Source organism: Acinetobacter sp. S54 (assembly GCF_016624945.1).
Lineage (GTDB): Bacteria > Pseudomonadota > Gammaproteobacteria > Pseudomonadales > Moraxellaceae > Acinetobacter.
The window spans coordinates 52,974-70,066 of record NZ_JACVUI010000012.1 but is presented as its reverse complement, the minus strand read 5'-3'; the positions used below and the strand labels follow the sequence as shown (position 1 = coordinate 70,066).

At 41.7% G+C, this 17,093-nt stretch carries 17 protein-coding genes; 4 read left to right on the top strand and 13 right to left on the bottom strand.

The genetic code is table 11. The features are described 5' to 3' along the window. The first annotated feature begins 34 nt into the window (after positions 1 to 34). The 4 genes from tgt to secF all read left to right on the top strand — a co-directional run bounded on the left by tgt (position 35) and on the right by secF (position 4,538). Positions 35 to 1,165: a tRNA guanosine(34) transglycosylase Tgt gene (tgt, locus tag IAE20_RS13980; protein ID WP_200460586.1), complete on the top strand. Its 1,131-nt coding sequence runs from the start codon at positions 35 to 37 to the stop codon at positions 1,163 to 1,165. Between the two features lie 113 nt (positions 1,166 to 1,278). Then, complete coding sequence (yajC, locus tag IAE20_RS13975) at positions 1,279 to 1,608, top strand: preprotein translocase subunit YajC (protein WP_004992746.1); 330 nt, start codon at positions 1,279 to 1,281, stop codon at positions 1,606 to 1,608. A gap of 54 nt (positions 1,609 to 1,662) precedes the next feature. Next, positions 1,663 to 3,564: a protein translocase subunit SecD gene (gene secD, locus IAE20_RS13970; protein ID WP_200460587.1), complete on the top strand. Its 1,902-nt coding sequence runs from the start codon at positions 1,663 to 1,665 to the stop codon at positions 3,562 to 3,564. Positions 3,565 to 3,572: 8 nt separating this feature from the next. Further along, positions 3,573 to 4,538: a protein translocase subunit SecF gene (gene secF / locus IAE20_RS13965; protein ID WP_200460588.1), complete on the top strand. Its 966-nt coding sequence runs from the start codon at positions 3,573 to 3,575 to the stop codon at positions 4,536 to 4,538. 50 nt (positions 4,539 to 4,588) lie between these two features. Here the strand turns inward: secF and IAE20_RS13960 are convergent, their stop codons facing one another. From IAE20_RS13960 to IAE20_RS13900, 13 genes are read right to left on the bottom strand one after another with little or no spacing between them, the layout of a single operon-like run. Next, complete coding sequence (locus IAE20_RS13960; protein WP_200460589.1) at positions 4,589 to 5,245, bottom strand: 4'-phosphopantetheinyl transferase family protein; 657 nt, start codon at positions 5,243 to 5,245, stop codon at positions 4,589 to 4,591. A 36-nt stretch (positions 5,246 to 5,281) separates the two neighbouring features. Then, entirely contained in the window at positions 5,282 to 5,716 is a 435-nt protein-coding gene (locus IAE20_RS13955) for an excinuclease (RefSeq protein WP_200460590.1), read from the bottom strand. 12 nt (positions 5,717 to 5,728) lie between these two features. Continuing rightward, a complete protein-coding gene (locus tag IAE20_RS13950) occupies positions 5,729 to 6,952 on the bottom strand; it encodes a beta-ketoacyl-ACP synthase (RefSeq protein ID WP_200460591.1) in 1,224 nt (407 codons plus the stop codon). Next, positions 6,952 to 7,677: a 3-ketoacyl-ACP reductase FabG2 gene (locus IAE20_RS13945; protein ID WP_200460592.1), complete on the bottom strand. Its 726-nt coding sequence runs from the start codon at positions 7,675 to 7,677 to the stop codon at positions 6,952 to 6,954. The genes IAE20_RS13950 and IAE20_RS13945 overlap by 1 nt, the downstream gene beginning before the upstream one ends. Continuing rightward, positions 7,674 to 8,117, bottom strand: a complete 444-nt coding sequence (locus IAE20_RS13940) for a hotdog family protein (protein WP_200460654.1) — start codon at positions 8,115 to 8,117, stop codon at positions 7,674 to 7,676. The genes IAE20_RS13945 and IAE20_RS13940 overlap by 4 nt, the downstream gene beginning before the upstream one ends. Next, positions 8,117 to 9,322 (bottom strand): beta-ketoacyl-[acyl-carrier-protein] synthase family protein, encoded by a 1,206-nt coding sequence (locus IAE20_RS13935; RefSeq protein WP_200460593.1) that lies wholly within the window; start codon positions 9,320 to 9,322, stop codon positions 8,117 to 8,119. Before IAE20_RS13935 ends, IAE20_RS13940 begins: the two co-directional genes overlap by 1 nt. An 8-nt stretch (positions 9,323 to 9,330) precedes the next feature. Next, on the bottom strand, positions 9,331 to 9,867 hold the full coding sequence (locus tag IAE20_RS13930; RefSeq protein ID WP_200460594.1) for a DUF3261 domain-containing protein: 537 nt from the start codon (positions 9,865 to 9,867) through the stop codon (positions 9,331 to 9,333). A 1-nt stretch (position 9,868) separates the two neighbouring features. Further along, positions 9,869 to 11,179, bottom strand: coding sequence for an NAD(P)/FAD-dependent oxidoreductase (locus IAE20_RS13925; RefSeq protein WP_200460595.1), 1,311 nt, complete (start codon positions 11,177 to 11,179; stop codon positions 9,869 to 9,871). A 22-nt stretch (positions 11,180 to 11,201) separates the two neighbouring features. Then, complete coding sequence (locus IAE20_RS13920; protein ID WP_200482546.1) at positions 11,202 to 13,532, bottom strand: MMPL family transporter; 2,331 nt, start codon at positions 13,530 to 13,532, stop codon at positions 11,202 to 11,204. After that, positions 13,501 to 14,124, bottom strand: coding sequence for a LolA family protein (locus IAE20_RS13915; RefSeq protein WP_413784501.1), 624 nt, complete (start codon positions 14,122 to 14,124; stop codon positions 13,501 to 13,503). Before IAE20_RS13915 ends, IAE20_RS13920 begins: the two co-directional genes overlap by 32 nt. Positions 14,125 to 14,159: 35 nt before the next feature. Then, positions 14,160 to 14,591: an acyl-CoA thioesterase gene (locus IAE20_RS13910; protein WP_200460598.1), complete on the bottom strand. Its 432-nt coding sequence runs from the start codon at positions 14,589 to 14,591 to the stop codon at positions 14,160 to 14,162. Further along, entirely contained in the window at positions 14,581 to 16,140 is a 1,560-nt protein-coding gene (locus tag IAE20_RS13905) for an HAL/PAL/TAL family ammonia-lyase (protein WP_200460655.1), read from the bottom strand. The genes IAE20_RS13910 and IAE20_RS13905 overlap by 11 nt, the downstream gene beginning before the upstream one ends. Positions 16,141 to 16,168: 28 nt before the next feature. Beyond that, positions 16,169 to 17,092, bottom strand: a complete 924-nt coding sequence (locus tag IAE20_RS13900; RefSeq protein ID WP_200460599.1) for an acyltransferase — start codon at positions 17,090 to 17,092, stop codon at positions 16,169 to 16,171. Position 17,093 lies beyond the last annotated feature (1 nt).

Sequence of the window (17,093 nt, the reverse complement as noted above, 5' to 3'; positions counted from 1 at the left end):
CGAACTGTTTTTTCGCCTCGATTTGGAAAGTTGCATGAAGTTTGAAAAATTAGGTCAGTCGGGGCGCGCCCGTCGTGGCCGTTTGACCCTTGAACACGGCGTCGTTGAAACTCCTGTATTTATGCCAGTAGGCACCTACGGCACTGTCAAGGGAATGTTACCTCGAGATATTGAAGAAATTCAGGCACAGATTATTTTGGGCAATACTTTCCACCTTTATTTGCGTCCTGGTCTTGAAGTGATCAAGGAGCATGGCGGATTACATGAATTTATCAAATGGAATAAGCCTATTTTGACAGATTCAGGCGGTTTTCAGGTATTTAGTCTGGGTGCAATGCGCAAGATTAAGGAAGAAGGTGTCACCTTCCGTTCCCCTATTGATGGTTCTAAAGTATTTTTGTCGCCTGAAATTTCAATGGAAATTCAGCAGGTACTCAATTCAGATATCGTGATGATTTTTGATGAGTGTACGCCTTATCCAGCGACCCACGAAGAAGCACAAAAGTCGTTACAACTTTCTTTGCGCTGGGCAAAACGCTGTAAAACCCATCACCATGATGAACTGAAAAATACAAATGCTTTATTTGGTATTATTCAGGGCGGCATGTACGAAGACTTACGTGATGAATCTTTAACTGGCTTACTTGAAGTCGGTTTTGATGGTTATGCGATTGGTGGTTTATCGGTGGGTGAACCTAAAGAAGAAATGATCAAGGTTCTGGATTATCTTCCAAACAAAATGCCACACGACAAACCGCGCTATCTAATGGGCGTAGGTAAGCCTGAAGATATTGTGGAAGGGATTCGTCGCGGTATCGATATGTTTGATTGTGTCATGCCAACCCGTAATGCACGTAATGGGCATTATTTTGTGACCGACGGTCTGGTTCGTATCCGTAATAGCAAGTATCGTCATGATCAAAGTCCACTTGATCCACATTGTGATTGTTACACGTGTAAAAACTTTACCCGCGCATATCTGTATCATCTTGAAAAATGTGGTGAAATGCTGGCATCAATGTTAGGAACTATCCATAACTTACGTTATTACCAGCGTTTTACTCAAGATATCCGAAATGCTTTGGATAACGGGACTTTCGATGAATTTGTGACAGACTTTTATACCCGTCGTGGTCTAGAAGTTCCACCGTGTCCAGTAGATTGACGCAACTAGATTTGCGCTCAACAAAAAGACAAGGTAAATTGCAGAACAAACTCGTATTTTGTCAGGATTTGACAATCCTTTTTTAATTTAGGTTTTTAGTTTAGGAAATCAGAATGAGCTTTTTAATTTCTTCTGCTCACGCAGCACCAGCAGCGGCTCAAGGCCCAAGCATGGTCACCAACTTACTGATGATTGCTGTATTTATTGCAATCTTTTATTTCCTTATTTGGCGTCCTCAATCTAAACGTGCCAAAGAGCATCGTTCTCTGATTGAAAGTCTGGGTGTAGGCAGTGAAGTCGTTTTTGCTGGTGGCTTAATGGGCCGTATTACAAAAATCGAAGGTGATTATGCTGTAGTGGAACTGAATCGTGGTAATGAAGTTAAAATTCAGCGCGCAAGTGTGATTTCAGTTCTTCCTGAAGGCACTCTGAATAACCTTTAATCATAAAAACAGTCGTGCATGTTGCACGACTTTTTCATTTTAAGAAGAAAGCGAATGCGTTACCCTGCATGGAAATATGTACTGATTGTGGTTGTACTCATCATCAGTACACTTTACGCGCTGCCTAGTTTGTATCCAGATGAACCTGCTGTTCAGATTTCAGGTGCCAAAGCCGGTACTCAAATTGATCAGAGCATTATACAAAAAGCAGAGCAAATTTTAAAAACTGCCAACATTCCAAGCCATGACAATACCTTCAGTACCAATGCGGCTCTGTTGCGTTTAAGTTCATCTGAAGATCAGCTTAAAGCACAGGATGTATTACGTCGTGATTTGGGTGAAAACTATGTGGTTGCACTCAATCTTGCACCAACGACACCCGAGTGGTTGCAGAAGATTGGGGCAAAACCAATGAAACTTGGTCTTGACTTACGTGGTGGTGTCCACTTCCTACTTGAAGTCGATATGGACAAAGCCATCGCTCAACGCATGGAAACTTCGGCAAGTGATATTCGTCGTCAATTCCGTGACAACAATATCAAATTCAATAGTCTTTCACTCAATAATAATGCGATTACAGTTCAGTTTACGAATAATACTGACCGTGATGCTGCAATGGATTTCTTGCGCCGTAATGGCAATGAATTCACGCAACAGGCTATGGCAACCGATAGCGGTTCTAGCTTGCGTTTGACTTATACCGATGCCCGTCGTCAGGAAATTCAGTCTTATGCGGTGAATCAGAACTTAACGACCTTACGTAATCGTATTAATGAATTGGGTGTGGCAGAGGCACTGGTACAAACTCAGGGTAATAACCGCATTGTGGTGGAATTACCAGGTGTACAAGATACAGCAGAAGCCAAACGTGTTCTTGGACGTACAGCAAATCTGGAATTCCGTTTAGTCTCTGACCAGAACGATCAATATATTGACCGCTATACAGGTAAATATAATGGCCAGCCTTTACCACCGGGCACAGAAGTTTTTGCTTACGAATCACTCGATAGCGGTCGTCAGTTATTGCTGAATCGTAACCGTATTTTGACAGGTGAACGTGTGCAAAACGCAAGTTCTGGTTTTAGTCAGGATACTGGCGGTGCAGAAGTCAACATCACACTGGATAGTGCGGGTGGCAAACTTATGGCAGATGCCACCCGTAATTCGGTGGGCAAACGAATGGCGGTATTGTTTATTGAAAATAAACAACGCATTAGCTATGTGAACGATCCTGTAACCGGTGCACAGACTGAAGTTCGCACACCATATACAGAATCAGTCGTTATTAATGCCGCTACCATTCAAGCTGTATTGGGTTCACAGTTCCGTATTACTGGACTCGCATCTCCACAAGAAGCTTCAGAACTTGCATTAATGTTACGTGCGGGTGCTTTGGCAGCGCCGATGTACTTTGTTGAGGAACGTGTCGTCGGGCCGAGTCTGGGACAGGAAAATATCGACAAAGGGATATTATCGACTGAAGTCGGTTTTATTTTGGTCGCGATCTGGATGGTGGTATTCTTCCGTCTGTTTGGTTTAATTGCCAACTTCGCATTAGTATTTAACCTTGCCATGATTTTAACAGTCATGTCGTGGATTGGCGCGTCCCTTACCTTGCCGGGTATTGCAGGTATTGTCATTACCATTGGTATGGCCGTCGATGCTAACGTTCTGATCTGTGAACGAATACGTGAGGAAATGAAATGGGGAGCATCGCCTAAACAGGCGATTGTAGCGGGTTATGATCGAGCTTATAACACTATTTTTGACTCGAACTTAACCACATTCCTCGTTGCTTTTATTCTATTTGCGATTGGTACAGGCCCAATTAAAGGCTTTGCTGTTACCCTGATGATTGGTATTGTCTGCTCGATGTTTACTGCGATTACAGTGACTCGTGCGATTGTCCAGCTCATTTATGGCAAACGCCGTAATTTGAAGAAGTTGAGCATATAAGGAGATCGATGATGACTGATGTGACTCAACCGAAACAAAAACTTTATGGCCGTCCGGATGATGAACGCATCATCCCGTTCATGAAGATTGCCAAACCAGCGGCGATCTTCTCGATTCTACTGACTATTGCTAGTATTTTCTTCATTGCTACCAAGGGCCTAAACCTTGGTCTGGATTTTACGGGTGGTATTTCAGCAGAAATTAATTACTCTCAGCCTGTCAATCAGGCTGCGGTGACTCAAGCATTGGCGAAAGCAGGCTTTAAAGATGCCGTGGTACAAACCTTGGGTAGCAATAAAGACCTGATCGTACGCATGCCTGTGCAAGAACACGAAGTTGAAGACCTGAATAAAACTATTACTCAGGCCGTTCAGCTTCCGAACAACACGGCTATGGTACACAAAGTCGATGCTGTCGGTGGACAAGTCGGGAATGAACTCTATATTCGCTCGGCAGGCGCTGTGGCTTTAGCATTAATTCTGATGCTGATCTACGTCACAATTCGCTTTGAATTCAAATTGGCAATGGGTGCAGTGATGTCATTATTTCATGACATTCTAATCATCATTGGTGCTTTTGCATTGTTCCAATGGCCATTTGACCTAACTGTTCTTGCAGCAGTGTTAGCCGTGATTGGCTTCTCACTGAACGATAATATCGTGGTGTCAGACCGTATCCGTGAAAACTTTCGTAAGATTCGCGGCGCTACTCCACGCGAGATCGTAGATATTGCACTGACTGAAACTTTACGTCGTACTATCCATACATCTATGACGCTACTTCTTGTAGTGGTGTCTATGATGTTCTTGGGTGGTGATGGCCTAAAATGGTTCTCTGTAGCCATGTGTGTAGGGGTATTTGTCGGAACGTATTCTTCGATTTATATCGGAACGGCCTTTGCTTTATGGCGTGGTCTAAATCGTCAAGACTTTATTGTTCAGGTTAAACCTGAGTTTGAAGATGATATTCCTTAAGTGTCCTTCAAGAAATTAAAACTAAAATGCCAGTGAAATACTGGCATTTTTTATATACTTTCTTTCAAAATCTGAATTTTTGGTACGACAAACGCACCACACCCCATTCCCGAACGCCAAGCCACACTGAGCATGGCATGTCCTAAATCAAAACATTGGTAGGCAAATATGCCTAAACGATCATCAATAATTTGACCGCTGTCATGCGTAGGATGCATTTGGGTATTGAGAGTATTTAGATCTAGACGAATCCCCATACCGTGGGCTTTTAAAATAGCTTCTTTCGTGGTCCACACTTTAAACCAGTAATGCACATCTTCCTCAAGCGCTTTCCAGCACTGGTATTCTTCAGGATGAAAAGCATGTTTGGCTAGTGCTTCAAAACGAATCTTACGATCCAGACTTTCAATATCGATCCCCAAATCCTGAACATTCTGGCTGAGCGCTAATGCATAATCATCCTGACTGTGTGAATGATTAAAATGTAGAGATTGATTCTGGAGATAAGGTTTACCTTGTTCCGCCGTTTCATAATGCAATTGTAAAATGGGAATATTCAAAGCTTTAGCAATTAATTCATCCCGATATTGATAAATGCGTACTTTTTTATAGTGATGATATTCAGAACGACTGACAAAATCTTGAATAGATAGATCCAGAAGATCGGCCAATGATCGAATATACACTTGAATATTTTTCATGGTCATTGGCTCACGTCTTGATTACAACAGATTTAGGCTAACTTAAAACTTAACAATATCGCCTTTTAATGCCACGCTTGCTACAGCCATTCCTTTGTAACATTGGTACGTGGTCGTACTTTTCGCTTCATTAGATTTAAAATAGCTCACAATGTTAGTCACAGCATTGCCGCCTTTGGCTTTAGCTGAATTTTGCAACTGAATCAGTGCTGAACGTAAAACCCAGTCACAAGACGTTTCTGCTGATTTAGCAAAACCGTTGGTCTTTTTATTGGTAACGATCCCCTGCTGCAATACGCGTCCACCAGATTTGGTTCCACTCAAATAAAATTTAACTGAACCATCCAATGCCCCATCTGCAACTGCACGTTCAACGGCGGCTTTAAAATCAAGCTCATGAACCTGATCTGCGGCCTGTGCAGTTCCCATTAATCCCATACACAGTACAGCAAAGCTAAGTTGTTTCTTCAGTGACATGTTATTTTCCTCTTATTTAAGGTTTTTAAAAATCAAGGAGGTATTAATTCCCCCAAAGGCAAAATTGTTACTCATAATAATATTGGCATTTAAAGGTCTAGCCTGCTCAGTAATATAATCCAGATCACCACAAAGCGGATCAACATCATCCAGATTTAGAGTCGGAATAAATTGCTTCCGATGCATCATTTCGATACTCAGCCACGCTTCGATCGCACCACAAGCACCAAGCGTATGACCAAAATAACTTTTCAGCGAGCTAATCGGTTTTTTACCCAGAACCTGTGCAGTCGCTTGAGTTTCAGCAATATCTCCCTGATCAGTCGATGTGCCATGTGCATTAACATACTCTATGTGTTCCGCCTCAAGTCCAGCATCTTTCAGAGCAAGTTGCATACAACGTGCCATCATATCTTGATCAGGCCGAGTTACGTGTTGTCCATCGGTATTGCTGCCATAGCCCAAAATCTCTGCATAGATTTTGGCACCACGGGCTTTGGCATGTTCGTATTCTTCTAAAATTAAACACCCTGCCCCTTCACCAATTACCAGCCCATCACGTTTTTGATCAAATGGACGCGGTGTGTGTTCTGGCTGATCGTTCATACCACTGGTGGCCAGTAACACATCAAATACAGCAGCTCCAGCAGCACTTAATTCTTCCGCACCACCGGCCAACATAACGGTTTGTTTACCGTATTTAATCGCTTCAAAAGCTTGACCAATAGCCATTGAGCCTGATGTACATGCGCTGGAAGTAGGAAGCGTTAAACCTTTCAAACCGAAATAAACGGTCATATTCACGGCACTGGTATGCGACATCATTCGAATATAAGTGGTTGCATTCATCTTGGTCATGTCGTTATCAATCAACATGCATCCAAACTCTCGAATAGCATCAACACTCCCTGCGGAAGAACCAAATGCTACGCCAGCCTCGCCACTTTTGAGGATTGAATTCTCTAGTAACCCTGCATCTGCTAGTGCATTTTCCGCACAAACAACAGACATCAAGGCAACGCGTCCCATACCACGTGTTACTTTACGGTTAAAATGTTTGGGAACCGTAAAATTCTCTATAGGGCCACCCAGTTTGGTACGCAAATCTGTGTATTGTTCCCAATCTGGCATATAACGAATGCCGCTTTTACTCTGAGAAAATTGTTCAAAAATAGCATCTGCGGTTTCACCTAATGAAGTAATCCCCGCCATGCCTGTTACAACCACACGCTTCATTAAATCAGTCCTCCATTGACTGAAAATACTTGTCGAGTGATATAGGATGCGTCATCTGAACACAAAAATTTCACCACACTGGCGACTTCATTTACATTCCCCATCCGTTGTAGTGGAATCATTTTTAAGGCATGTTGTTTTATTTCTTCAGTTACCATTTCAGTTTCAATTAGTCCCGGAGCCACGCAATTGACCGTTATTTTACGTTTCGCCAATTCCAATGATAAAGCCTTAGTCGCCCCGATTAAGCCTGCCTTTGCGGCACTATAGTTAACCTGACCACGATTTCCCATCACTCCGGATACTGAAGATAATGTAACGATACGACCGCCTTGTTTAAGATGAATCATGGGCATAATTAAAGGTTTAAGAACATTATAAAAACCATCCAAAGAAGTCGAAATTACTTCATCCCATTCATGATCACTCAATGCTGGAAAAGCAGCATCATGTGTTAGGCCTGCATTTAGAACCACACCATAAAATGCACCATGAACTTCAATATCTTGCTCAAGCATCTGACGAACGACATCGCGTTCAGTTACATCAAACATGAGCACATGACTAGTTTGTCCTAATGCTCTGATCTGCTCGGCAACACCCTGCGCCTCTTCCACACGGGAACGTGCATGAACGGTGACATCAAACCCTGCCTGCGCCAACTGCAAAGCAATTGCTTTACCAATTCCGCGACTTGAGCCAGTGACTAAAATTCGTCTATTCACAAATTTTCCTTATTATCTTGATAGCCTGTCGGCTCATAAACACTTAACAAGGCCGAGATTTTATGATTTTTATACTCAATCTCACAGGCAAATTGTCCCAAACCTTCATGTAAATATTGCTGTTCAACCCGTATCAATAAAACACGCCCCATTTCAAAAAAAGGGATAGGCAGATTTAACTTACGTGTTCCCAATAAAAAACCAATTCGAGGAGTATGACCTTGTTGCTGCCCTTTCCAACCTGAATAAGCACTGATGGTTTGTGCCATCAACTCAATACTGGTCCATGTAGGCAAGCCCTCTATTTCACAAAATAATAATTCTGAGCGAATATTTAAGCGAGCAACAGCACCATATTCAGAAATTTCGATCAAATCATCAATAAATACCATCGGTGCCTGATGCGGAATATATTCAATTGCTTTTTCCAGAATATTCATCATGATGTCCTTGCAAAAACCAGACTGACATTACTGCCACCAAATGCAAAAGAATTGCTCATTACATAACGCAGAGGCCGTTCAACTATTTTTTTACTGATATCACTTTGATACACAAAGTTTTGATCCGCGAGTTCAGGATCAATCTCACCTTGTTGGTGCAATGGCAACCATGCGTGATCGAGTAATACTTGCTGGCAAATATAAGCTTCTACCGCACCAGCTGCCCCCAGACAATGTCCCGTTTTATGTTTGCTACTACTTAAATGTACAGGATGATCTGCAAAAACTTGACGTACAGCTTTTATTTCCATTGCATCATTTTGCAGTGTGGCCGTGCCGTGCAAATTTAAATAATCAATCTGATCAGCATTGAGTTGGGCATGAGCCAAAGCTCGTTGCATAGCCTGAGCCGCACCCAGTCCTTCTGGCTGCGGAGCAGAAATATGCCAAGCATCCATCGACTCTCCTCCACCCAGGAACATTACAGGAGCAGAATCTGGGGTGAGTAAAAATAAACTGGCGGCTTCGCCAATATTAATACCCTCTCGTTTTAAACCACAGGGCTGACAAATACCTGTAGATAAACTCTCTAGACTATAAAAACCGTTTAAAGTCAAACGACATAAGGTATCTACTCCCCCCACCAAAACAGCATCAGCAATTCCAGCTTGAAGTAAGCGTTGCCCTGCAATAAATGCTTTGGCACTAGAGGAACAGGCCGTTGAAATTGTATAGGCTGCGCCCTGCCAGCCCAGATAGGCCTGTAGCCCTTTGGCCAAGGCATTCATTTCCTGTTTGTGATGATCAATGGAGATATCCGTCTTTCCTTCAAAATATTTGGCTAATAATGGCTCATTATCCGAAATACCAGAAGTTGAAGTTCCTACGATGATCGCTAAACGGCTTGGATGAATATGCTGAGTAAATTGACGTAATGGTCTTTCAATCTGCTGCAATGCAGTGATGGCAAAGCGTAAATTACGAGATGCCCAAGGCGCGCAGTCACTTGGTAAATCTTCAATCAAATGCCCTGTATAAGCCCCCACCCAAACTGGACGCTCGGGTAACCAACCTGACTGTAAGGATAAAGTATCGTCTAATCCAGTCAAATACTCACGTAACTGTTGCGAACTCTGTCCGAGTGCGGAAAGACTACAACTGAACTGAATGCCAACGGCACAAGGATGTGATTCTTGTTGCATAATGTTATCTATTCATTGGACTGCAAAGTATTTTCAATCGGTGAAAACGTCATTTGATAAGGCACCTGAATATTATCAAGATAAATCTGATCGTGTTGGTGCTGAATCTTTAAAACCAATTTTTTTTGAATATAAATCTCTTGATCAATTTTATTCAATTTTTTTTCAACGATCTTTGACTTCTGGCTAGGAAAATCAGGATAAGTCGCCCATAAAATATCACGGACTAAAAACTCGAACGGTAATAAACGCATTTGTTCAATACGCTGTTTCACTAGTACATCTTGGCCATTATATTCAACTTGAAATAACGGTTGGCCTGTTAAACTTAAGGCAATTAAATTAAGTACCTGCCCCTGCTGCTGTTGATATAGCAGGAAACTAAAACTTTGTTTATGCCATTGTACATCCACCTGATCTTGACGCTGATACGCTTGCTGCTGCCATGTGGCACTCTCAAGACCCTCAGCTTTTGGCATAATATGTTGACAACCTGCAAATGCAGTAAATGTAAAACTCAATACAAATAAGCGAATCCATTGCATCTTAAATTTCCGATAACTGTGCAGGTGAAACATCTTCACGACAATATTCGGCCAGAGTGGCTAGACGACGTTTTGCATTTTTATACATAGGATTACGTTCATCCCATGCATAACCTGCCAAAAGTGATGCGATCATACGTTCAATTTCAGGATTTTTATGTTTAGAAAATACAACATCTTGAAACTCGCCTGTATACCATGCTTCAACATAAGCACGAAATACATTGATTCCCTGACGCAACGGTTGTTCATATTCTGTTAACCAATCAATCTTTTCACCATTGATCGTACGCTCCACCAGTGGAATCGCTAAGCTAGATGATTTTAGGGCAATGGTCACCCCGGATGAAAACACAGGATCTAAAAACTCTCCTGCATTGCCCAATAACGCATAATTCGACTGTGCCAGATGTTTGACATTGGCCGAGTAGCCGACCAATGTACGCACGGGTGTATCAAACTTTGCCTGACCAAGAATTTTAGACAGGCTCACATCGTCTGCCAAAATCCGTTTTAGTAAAACTTCATTTTGATCTTGTTCAGCATCACCAGTCAGATAAGCATCAAAAAAATCCTGCTCGGCCACTACACCAAAAGAACTGCGACCGTCCGCAAAAGGAATTAGCCAATACCACGCACGGTGATCGTTATCATGGACAGTAATCAAAATTTTATTGCGATCAAAGTCGGAGTGATTACCTATCCCATCTTCAATATGCGTAAACAAAGCACGACGTACAGGGAAGTTTGAAGGAGATTCCAGATTTAAAAATTTAGGTAAAATTCGCCCAAAACCACTGGCATCCAACAAAAATTTTGATTGTATTTGATAGGCTTCACCCTGTTCAGGCTGAATCGTTAAAATCGGTTGTGAAGTTTCAACATCAACGGCAATCACCTCATGTCCAAATCGAATGACTGCGCCAAGAGCTTGCGCCTGCTCGGCCAATAACTGATCGAAATCAGCACGGCGAACTTGCCATGTTGTTCCTGGCCCCTCACTAAACTTTTGAGTAAAATCATAAAAACTATGCTGGTCTCCACGTAAAAATGCAGCACCATTTTTAAACTGGAAGGCACATTTTTCAACATGTTCACGCACAGCGCCTAATAAATCTGCTTCCTCTAAAAAGACCATACACTGTGGCAATAAAGACTCACCAATTGAAAAACGAGGAAAATGTTGTTTTTCAATAATGGTGACTTGAAGGCCTTTTTGGCGCAATAGAGCGGCTGCTGAACTTCCCGATGGACCTGCCCCAATAATTATTACATCTGTTTGTTGTATCGTATTTTGTTGCATATCTTGCATGGCGCAATGACCTTATTTAATTTCAGTTCTTTGACTGATAGTGCGAAATCACCACATGTTGTTCATCAGATGGAGTAAACAATGTGGCATAAATAAATGAAAAAATGACCCCAAAAAGTACAGTTAAACCAAAACAATGAATCGCATAGGTATGACTAAGCGATAGTAAACCAAAGCCTAACAACGTTGACATCATACATAAGAATAATGCCATACCTACGATTTGCGGATGATCATGACCATGTCGATAAAAAATCGCATAATCGACCCCAATACCGACAATCAGAAAAGTACCCATTATACTAAATAAATTTAGCTCAACACCCAACCATGCCTGTATCGCAAAAGTCGTCAATAGAGCAAGACTAACAGGCATGACCAACGGAACGATAGAACGCCAGCCATAAATCACGCCCAAACCAATCGCAAGTGCAATCAACGCATAAATAAGTAAATACTGAGCCTGCAAACGATGTTGCTTAAATAAATCAGATAACTGGGTCATGGGTTGCTGCAAAATCACTTGCTCATTTTGCAACTGCTTTAAGGCATCGACATCCTTAATTCCGTTTAAAAGTACCAAACGTTCATTGGAATGAACCTGTAAAAAAGCCAATGGATGCTGGTTAAAATCCTGAAGTGTTAATAATGGCAACTGGGTTAACTGTTGTTGCCATATTTTTAGTTCATTTACAGATAGTCCTATATTTTGCGCATACTGTGTTAAAACAGGTTCTGGAATAGATTGAAGTTGGGTAATATTCTGCCGTTGCTGTTGCTGCGATGGAATCAATTGTCCCAACGCCTGAAAACTTGTCAGTTGATCTTGATTTTTTAAATGCTCTAGCGCTTGAATCAGGATTTGCTCGTTAGCTTGCATTTGTTCTGGAGTACGTCCCTGCACTACAAAATAATCACTCCCTTGTTGATCCATAAAGCGTTCACGAACATATTGGTCTTCCTGCTTTAAAGCTTTATCCATACTTTGCAGATTGCGAATATCATCATTGGTTTTCAAAAAAAATAAACTACTGATTCCAATGAATATGATGGCCAATAAACTACCATAACGAATTAGCTTATGGTGTTGAAACCAAATACGAATTTCACCAATCCACTTTAATCGATGAATTGCAGGTTCAGCGTTCAATGCAGGTAAACGCGGCAGTAATAAAATACTGGTCAACCAAGCTGAGGCCAAACCAACAATCGAAAATACGGCGATCTGTTTAAACCCAGGAAATGGTGTGAAACTCAAAAATACATAAGCAACCACGGTGGTCATCAGGCCCATAAACAAACTCGGCAATAGCGGACGTAGCACCTCAAAGCCACTCAGTTTGCGATGCTGTGATTGCATGGCCATAAAGTAAAATGAGAAATCGACACAGACACCAATTAAGCTTGCACCAAAGACCAATGTCATCAGGTGAATTTCACCAAATATCCAATGAGTGGCAGCGAAAGCCACTAAACAGCCTGTAGAAACAGCAACAAACTCTGTCAATAAAGGCCGCAACGAACGAAAACCAAACCAGACCAACAAAATTAGCCCTAGACTTGAACCTACGCCGATGGTCGAGATTTCCTGTTTGGCAGACTGCGTACCATAATTGGAGAATAGTAAAGTGCCCGTCCAATGACTTTGAACCTGCATTTTGGCAAGGTGCTGCGTTGTCGCATCTATCCATGCCGAGGCTTGTTCCTGATAATCAATGTTATAAGGACTTTGTTTTAATTTTAGGGTAAATAACCGTGAGATTTTGTCATGATCATGAATCGTAGCAAAACCATCTTCCAGTTCCACATTGTTATGCTGTACCTGTTGACTCACCCCAAGCAAATAACGGCTAAATAACATCAATGGATCTTGCTTTAAACTATCGGCACTTACAGGCAAACCTGGCGTAAACAGTTGCATCAAACTTTTTTCAGTTAGACTTGTATACTCTTTTTGATCAAGTAACTGTTGGTCGTCCTGACTGAGTAAACCAGCACGATGCTGATATAAAATTCGGCCTAATTGTTCAGTGTCTACTTGAGTTTGTAAAGGTTCAAACACATTACTTTGACTAACTGCACCTTGCAAATAATCCGTTGCCTGCTGTAACTGCTGACTATTTTTCGCATCAATAACGACAAAAATAGTGTTGTTTAGCTGCTCACTCACATAATTTTGCGTCTCGGCTAAATGAGTATTCTGATTGAGCTTAGGCAACAAGGCAAAAATATTAGTCTGAATATGAATCTCTTTTTTTAGCCATGCTACGCCCATCATCAGACTGATCAGCATAAGCATGATCAACCAGACAACGCTACATTTATTTTGCCAGTTGGAAAAGTACTTGTTCATCAGTCGTTAGTGCCGCGGGTTGTGAGTGTTGCTGGCTAAAATTGATCACGGTCGTATTACTACCTTGTTCTGCAATAATAATTTGATTTACATACTGTTGCCCTTGTACATCGACCTGTACAAATAACTTTTTAAATAAGCTACTTTTAGGACGCAGACTCATTGACCAGCCTTGCGCTGTGATAGTGGTTTTACTGACCGTAAAATGTTGATCCAGAAGTGCTGAGTTACCCGACATGATTTGTAAAAATAACGTTGCAACCGAACCATATGGTGACTTGCTAACATCAAGCTGACTCATGGTTTTTGCAGTTTTTTGTACCAGTTTTTTTGGAGTTACCACGAGATCTGCCTGTACCGGACGTTGTAACTGCCAAAGTACTCCGTTCGTTTTGGAAAAAACTACATCGCCATTGGACACAAAGGTTTTTTGTAGCGATGCCAATTTTTTCTTTTGTTCAAATTTGGCTCGTACCAGCGTGGTTTGAGAAAGTTGCTTGAAAATCTGTTCTGCCTGTGGCGAAGCTGCCCGTACAGAAGCAGACAAACTCAACACAAAAAGCATGAATGTCGCCAGTAAAACGAAAGTCATCCCTTTTTTATGTACATTTAAAATAGAAGACATTGCTATCGATCCTCCTGCGCGGGGTGAAACTCAGACCATGCATTCAGACAATCAAACAAGACTTGCGGAGACTGAAAACACATTTCTCGTGTTTGAATTTCAACAGCTACTTGTGTGGTATAACCTTTGGTCAGTCGTTTTCCAGTAGCCTCATCAAAAATCACATAATCGATTTTTAAGCGATTTTCCCATTCTTTTAAAATCGCACGTACCCGAATTTTTTGCTCAAACTGGATACCCTGTGCATAGCGTACATGGCTTTCTATCACAGGCCACGCATAACCTGAAGCTTGCATTTGCATATAGTTATAATGAAACTGATCCAAAAGCTTGCAGCGGGCGATTTCGAAATATTTGAGATAATGCCCATGCCAAACCACATTCATAATATCAACATCATGAAAAGGAACGTCAATGATGACTTCAGCTTGCATAGATTTGCTCCTGTTGCAGCATCCATTCTGTATTAGACAGCTCAAAATTGGCAAAACGATCAATCATTTGTTGTAATTCAGTTTGTAATGGTCGGTCTTCCACCACCAATGCAAAACTTTGTAACGTCCAGTTCATAAATGCCCCAAGCACTGGCGAGAGCTGTTGGCTCAGCCCTTTTAAATGAATCGCCTGCACACTGGCACAGCATAAAGCAGCGACCACTTGTTCAGTCAGTATAATCACGCGCTCGGCGTCTCGTGCAGCAATAGTCCCCATGCTGACTTTATCCTGATTATGACATTCGGTCGAACGTGAAAAAATTGAGGCGGATAAAGTCTGTTTCAGCGCTTCAGCTGTCCATGCAGACACGCCAATTTGTACCGCTTTAAAACCATGATTTAGAGCTAAACGTTCTGCTGTGGCACCTGTTAAATTACGTGGTAAACCATGATTCATTTTATGATCAACCAATTGTGCTAATTGGCGATCCAGTAAATCGGCAATATTGGCAATCATGATTTTTAAACTATCCATCGCCTGTGCAATATGTCCTCCATAGAAATGCCCACCATGTAAAACACGCAGGTTTACTGGGTCGATCAATGGATTATCGTTACTCGAATTCAATTCATTTTCAATAAATTGACGTAACCAAACTTTAGAATCTTCAAAAACACCAATAATATGTGGCGCACAGCGTAATGAATAACGATCCTGCAAACGCGGACTTTGGGGTGCTGTCTGGACTTCACTTTCTAGCCAGTCACGTAATTGTGCTGCAACTTTCTGTTGTCCAACATGTGGCTTTTGTGCAAATAGTACCTCATCAAAATGAGTCGGATTACCCTCTAACGCCAACACATTTAAAGCGGTAATTAGCGTCGCAGTATGAGCCACTTGCTCGGCACGTTTATAATTTAAACATGCCATCGCAGTCATCACCGCAGTCCCATTCATCAAAGCCAGTCCCTCTTTAGGACGTAGGGTCAACGGTGCGATACCTTTTTCTTCATAAACCTGATGTACAGGTACAATTTGTCCTTTGTAATAAACATCTCGCTCACCCACCAACACACCTGCAATATAGGAAAGCGGGGTTAAATCACCACTTGCGCCGACAGAACCTTCGGAGGGAATTACGGGAATCACATTTTCATTGAGTAACCAAACTAAACGTTCTAACAATGCCAATGAAACCCCTGAATATCCTCTTGCCAAAGAACATAATCGCGTTACCACCACAGCACGAGCTGTAACCAGTTCCAAATTTTTACCCAAACCACAACCATGAAAACGAGAAAGGTGTAAGGGCAATTCATTAACCTGATGTGCAGGAACTTCAACAAGACAGGAATCGCCATAACCTGTCGTTACTCCATAGATAACACCTTCCTGTTCTAATAACTCATCCAGAAAGTCAGCGCCTTTTTGAATAAAATCATGCCATGCTGGCTGTTGGGGTAAAGTAACTCGATCATGTCCATGTGCAACACGTACCACATCTTCAATACTTAATGGTTCAATTCCTACGGTGATTAACTGTCCGATAGCCGTATTTGATATACTGTTATTCAACTTATTTCGTCCAAAAATGATAAAAATTAAACCATTGGTAAGGTGCGCGTAAGCAATGCTGCTCAAGCAAAGTCACATATTTTCGGGTCACGGTTTGCATGGCATGTATACGATTTTTTCTTGGTAAATCAATAATATCTGTAATTTTATGAATATGAACTTCAAAGTGTTGATGCTGTCGATAACAAAACACGGCCAGAACAGGAACTTTGAGCAAACTTGCTAAAATCCATGCCCCTTGCGGCCATACTGCTTCCTGACCGAGAAAATCAATATGTTGAACGCGATTCGAATGCACTGGCGCACGATCCGCCGCCACAATGACCCATTCACCGTGTTGCATTTTTTCTTCTAATAAAATGGCTGTTTCTAATCCTAATTCATCCACAGAAATCAAATTAATATCTGCCTGATCATTGAGCTTTTTCAGAAAAGTATTAAATTGCGTAGCATGTTTTTGATAGACCAATACATTAATTTTCTGAGAATGCTGAGATTTGACAGCGCGCAATAATTCAATATTGCCGAAATGAGATACGACCAATAATGCGCCTTTCTGATAGGTTTGTTGAAAATGCTGATGACCAAATAATTGCAACTCTTGTTCAGGGATATGCCCAAGCCAGCCTTCCATTTTGTCCAAAATACTCGTCCCAAACTGGATAAAATGCTGATAGCTGTTTGCCAATGAAGGTCCATTTGGAAATGGAGAATTTACACCTGCGAACAAATGTAATTGACGCATATAATTGAGTGATGCCTGCCGTGCAGAGACTGCAAATAGCCAGTACCACAAAATAACAAAGTACAATACGATCCTACATAACCAACGTCCACCCAAGCGATAAAAATATAACACCAACGTCAGCAGACCCAGTCCACCGCGCTCTTTACTATTGCTCCAGTTAGAAGATGGGCGCTGCATG

What these genes read in the sequence shown, in the direction of transcription:
- IAE20_RS13915 (WP_413784501.1), bottom strand. Translation starts at nt 14,124, where the DNA reads ATGACTTTCGTTTTACTGGCGACATTCATGCTTTTTGTGTTGAGTTTG.
- IAE20_RS13960 (WP_200460589.1), bottom strand. Translation starts at nt 5,245, where the DNA reads ATGACCATGAAAAATATTCAAGTGTATATTCGATCATTGGCCGATCTT.
- IAE20_RS13955 (WP_200460590.1), bottom strand. Translation starts at nt 5,716, where the DNA reads ATGTCACTGAAGAAACAACTTAGCTTTGCTGTACTGTGTATGGGATTA.
- IAE20_RS13930 (WP_200460594.1), bottom strand. Translation starts at nt 9,867, where the DNA reads ATGCAATGGATTCGCTTATTTGTATTGAGTTTTACATTTACTGCATTT.
- IAE20_RS13910 (WP_200460598.1), bottom strand. Translation starts at nt 14,591, where the DNA reads ATGCAAGCTGAAGTCATCATTGACGTTCCTTTTCATGATGTTGATATT.
- IAE20_RS13935 (WP_200460593.1), bottom strand. Translation starts at nt 9,322, where the DNA reads ATGCAACAAGAATCACATCCTTGTGCCGTTGGCATTCAGTTCAGTTGT.
- tgt (WP_200460586.1), top strand. Translation starts at nt 35, where the DNA reads ATGAAGTTTGAAAAATTAGGTCAGTCGGGGCGCGCCCGTCGTGGCCGT.
- yajC (WP_004992746.1), top strand. Translation starts at nt 1,279, where the DNA reads ATGAGCTTTTTAATTTCTTCTGCTCACGCAGCACCAGCAGCGGCTCAA.
- secF (WP_200460588.1), top strand. Translation starts at nt 3,573, where the DNA reads ATGATGACTGATGTGACTCAACCGAAACAAAAACTTTATGGCCGTCCG.
- IAE20_RS13940 (WP_200460654.1), bottom strand. Translation starts at nt 8,117, where the DNA reads ATGAATATTCTGGAAAAAGCAATTGAATATATTCCGCATCAGGCACCG.
- IAE20_RS13920 (WP_200482546.1), bottom strand. Translation starts at nt 13,532, where the DNA reads ATGAACAAGTACTTTTCCAACTGGCAAAATAAATGTAGCGTTGTCTGG.
- secD (WP_200460587.1), top strand. Translation starts at nt 1,663, where the DNA reads ATGCGTTACCCTGCATGGAAATATGTACTGATTGTGGTTGTACTCATC.
- IAE20_RS13925 (WP_200460595.1), bottom strand. Translation starts at nt 11,179, where the DNA reads ATGCAAGATATGCAACAAAATACGATACAACAAACAGATGTAATAATT.
- IAE20_RS13900 (WP_200460599.1), bottom strand. Translation starts at nt 17,092, where the DNA reads ATGCAGCGCCCATCTTCTAACTGGAGCAATAGTAAAGAGCGCGGTGGA.
- IAE20_RS13950 (WP_200460591.1), bottom strand. Translation starts at nt 6,952, where the DNA reads ATGAAGCGTGTGGTTGTAACAGGCATGGCGGGGATTACTTCATTAGGT.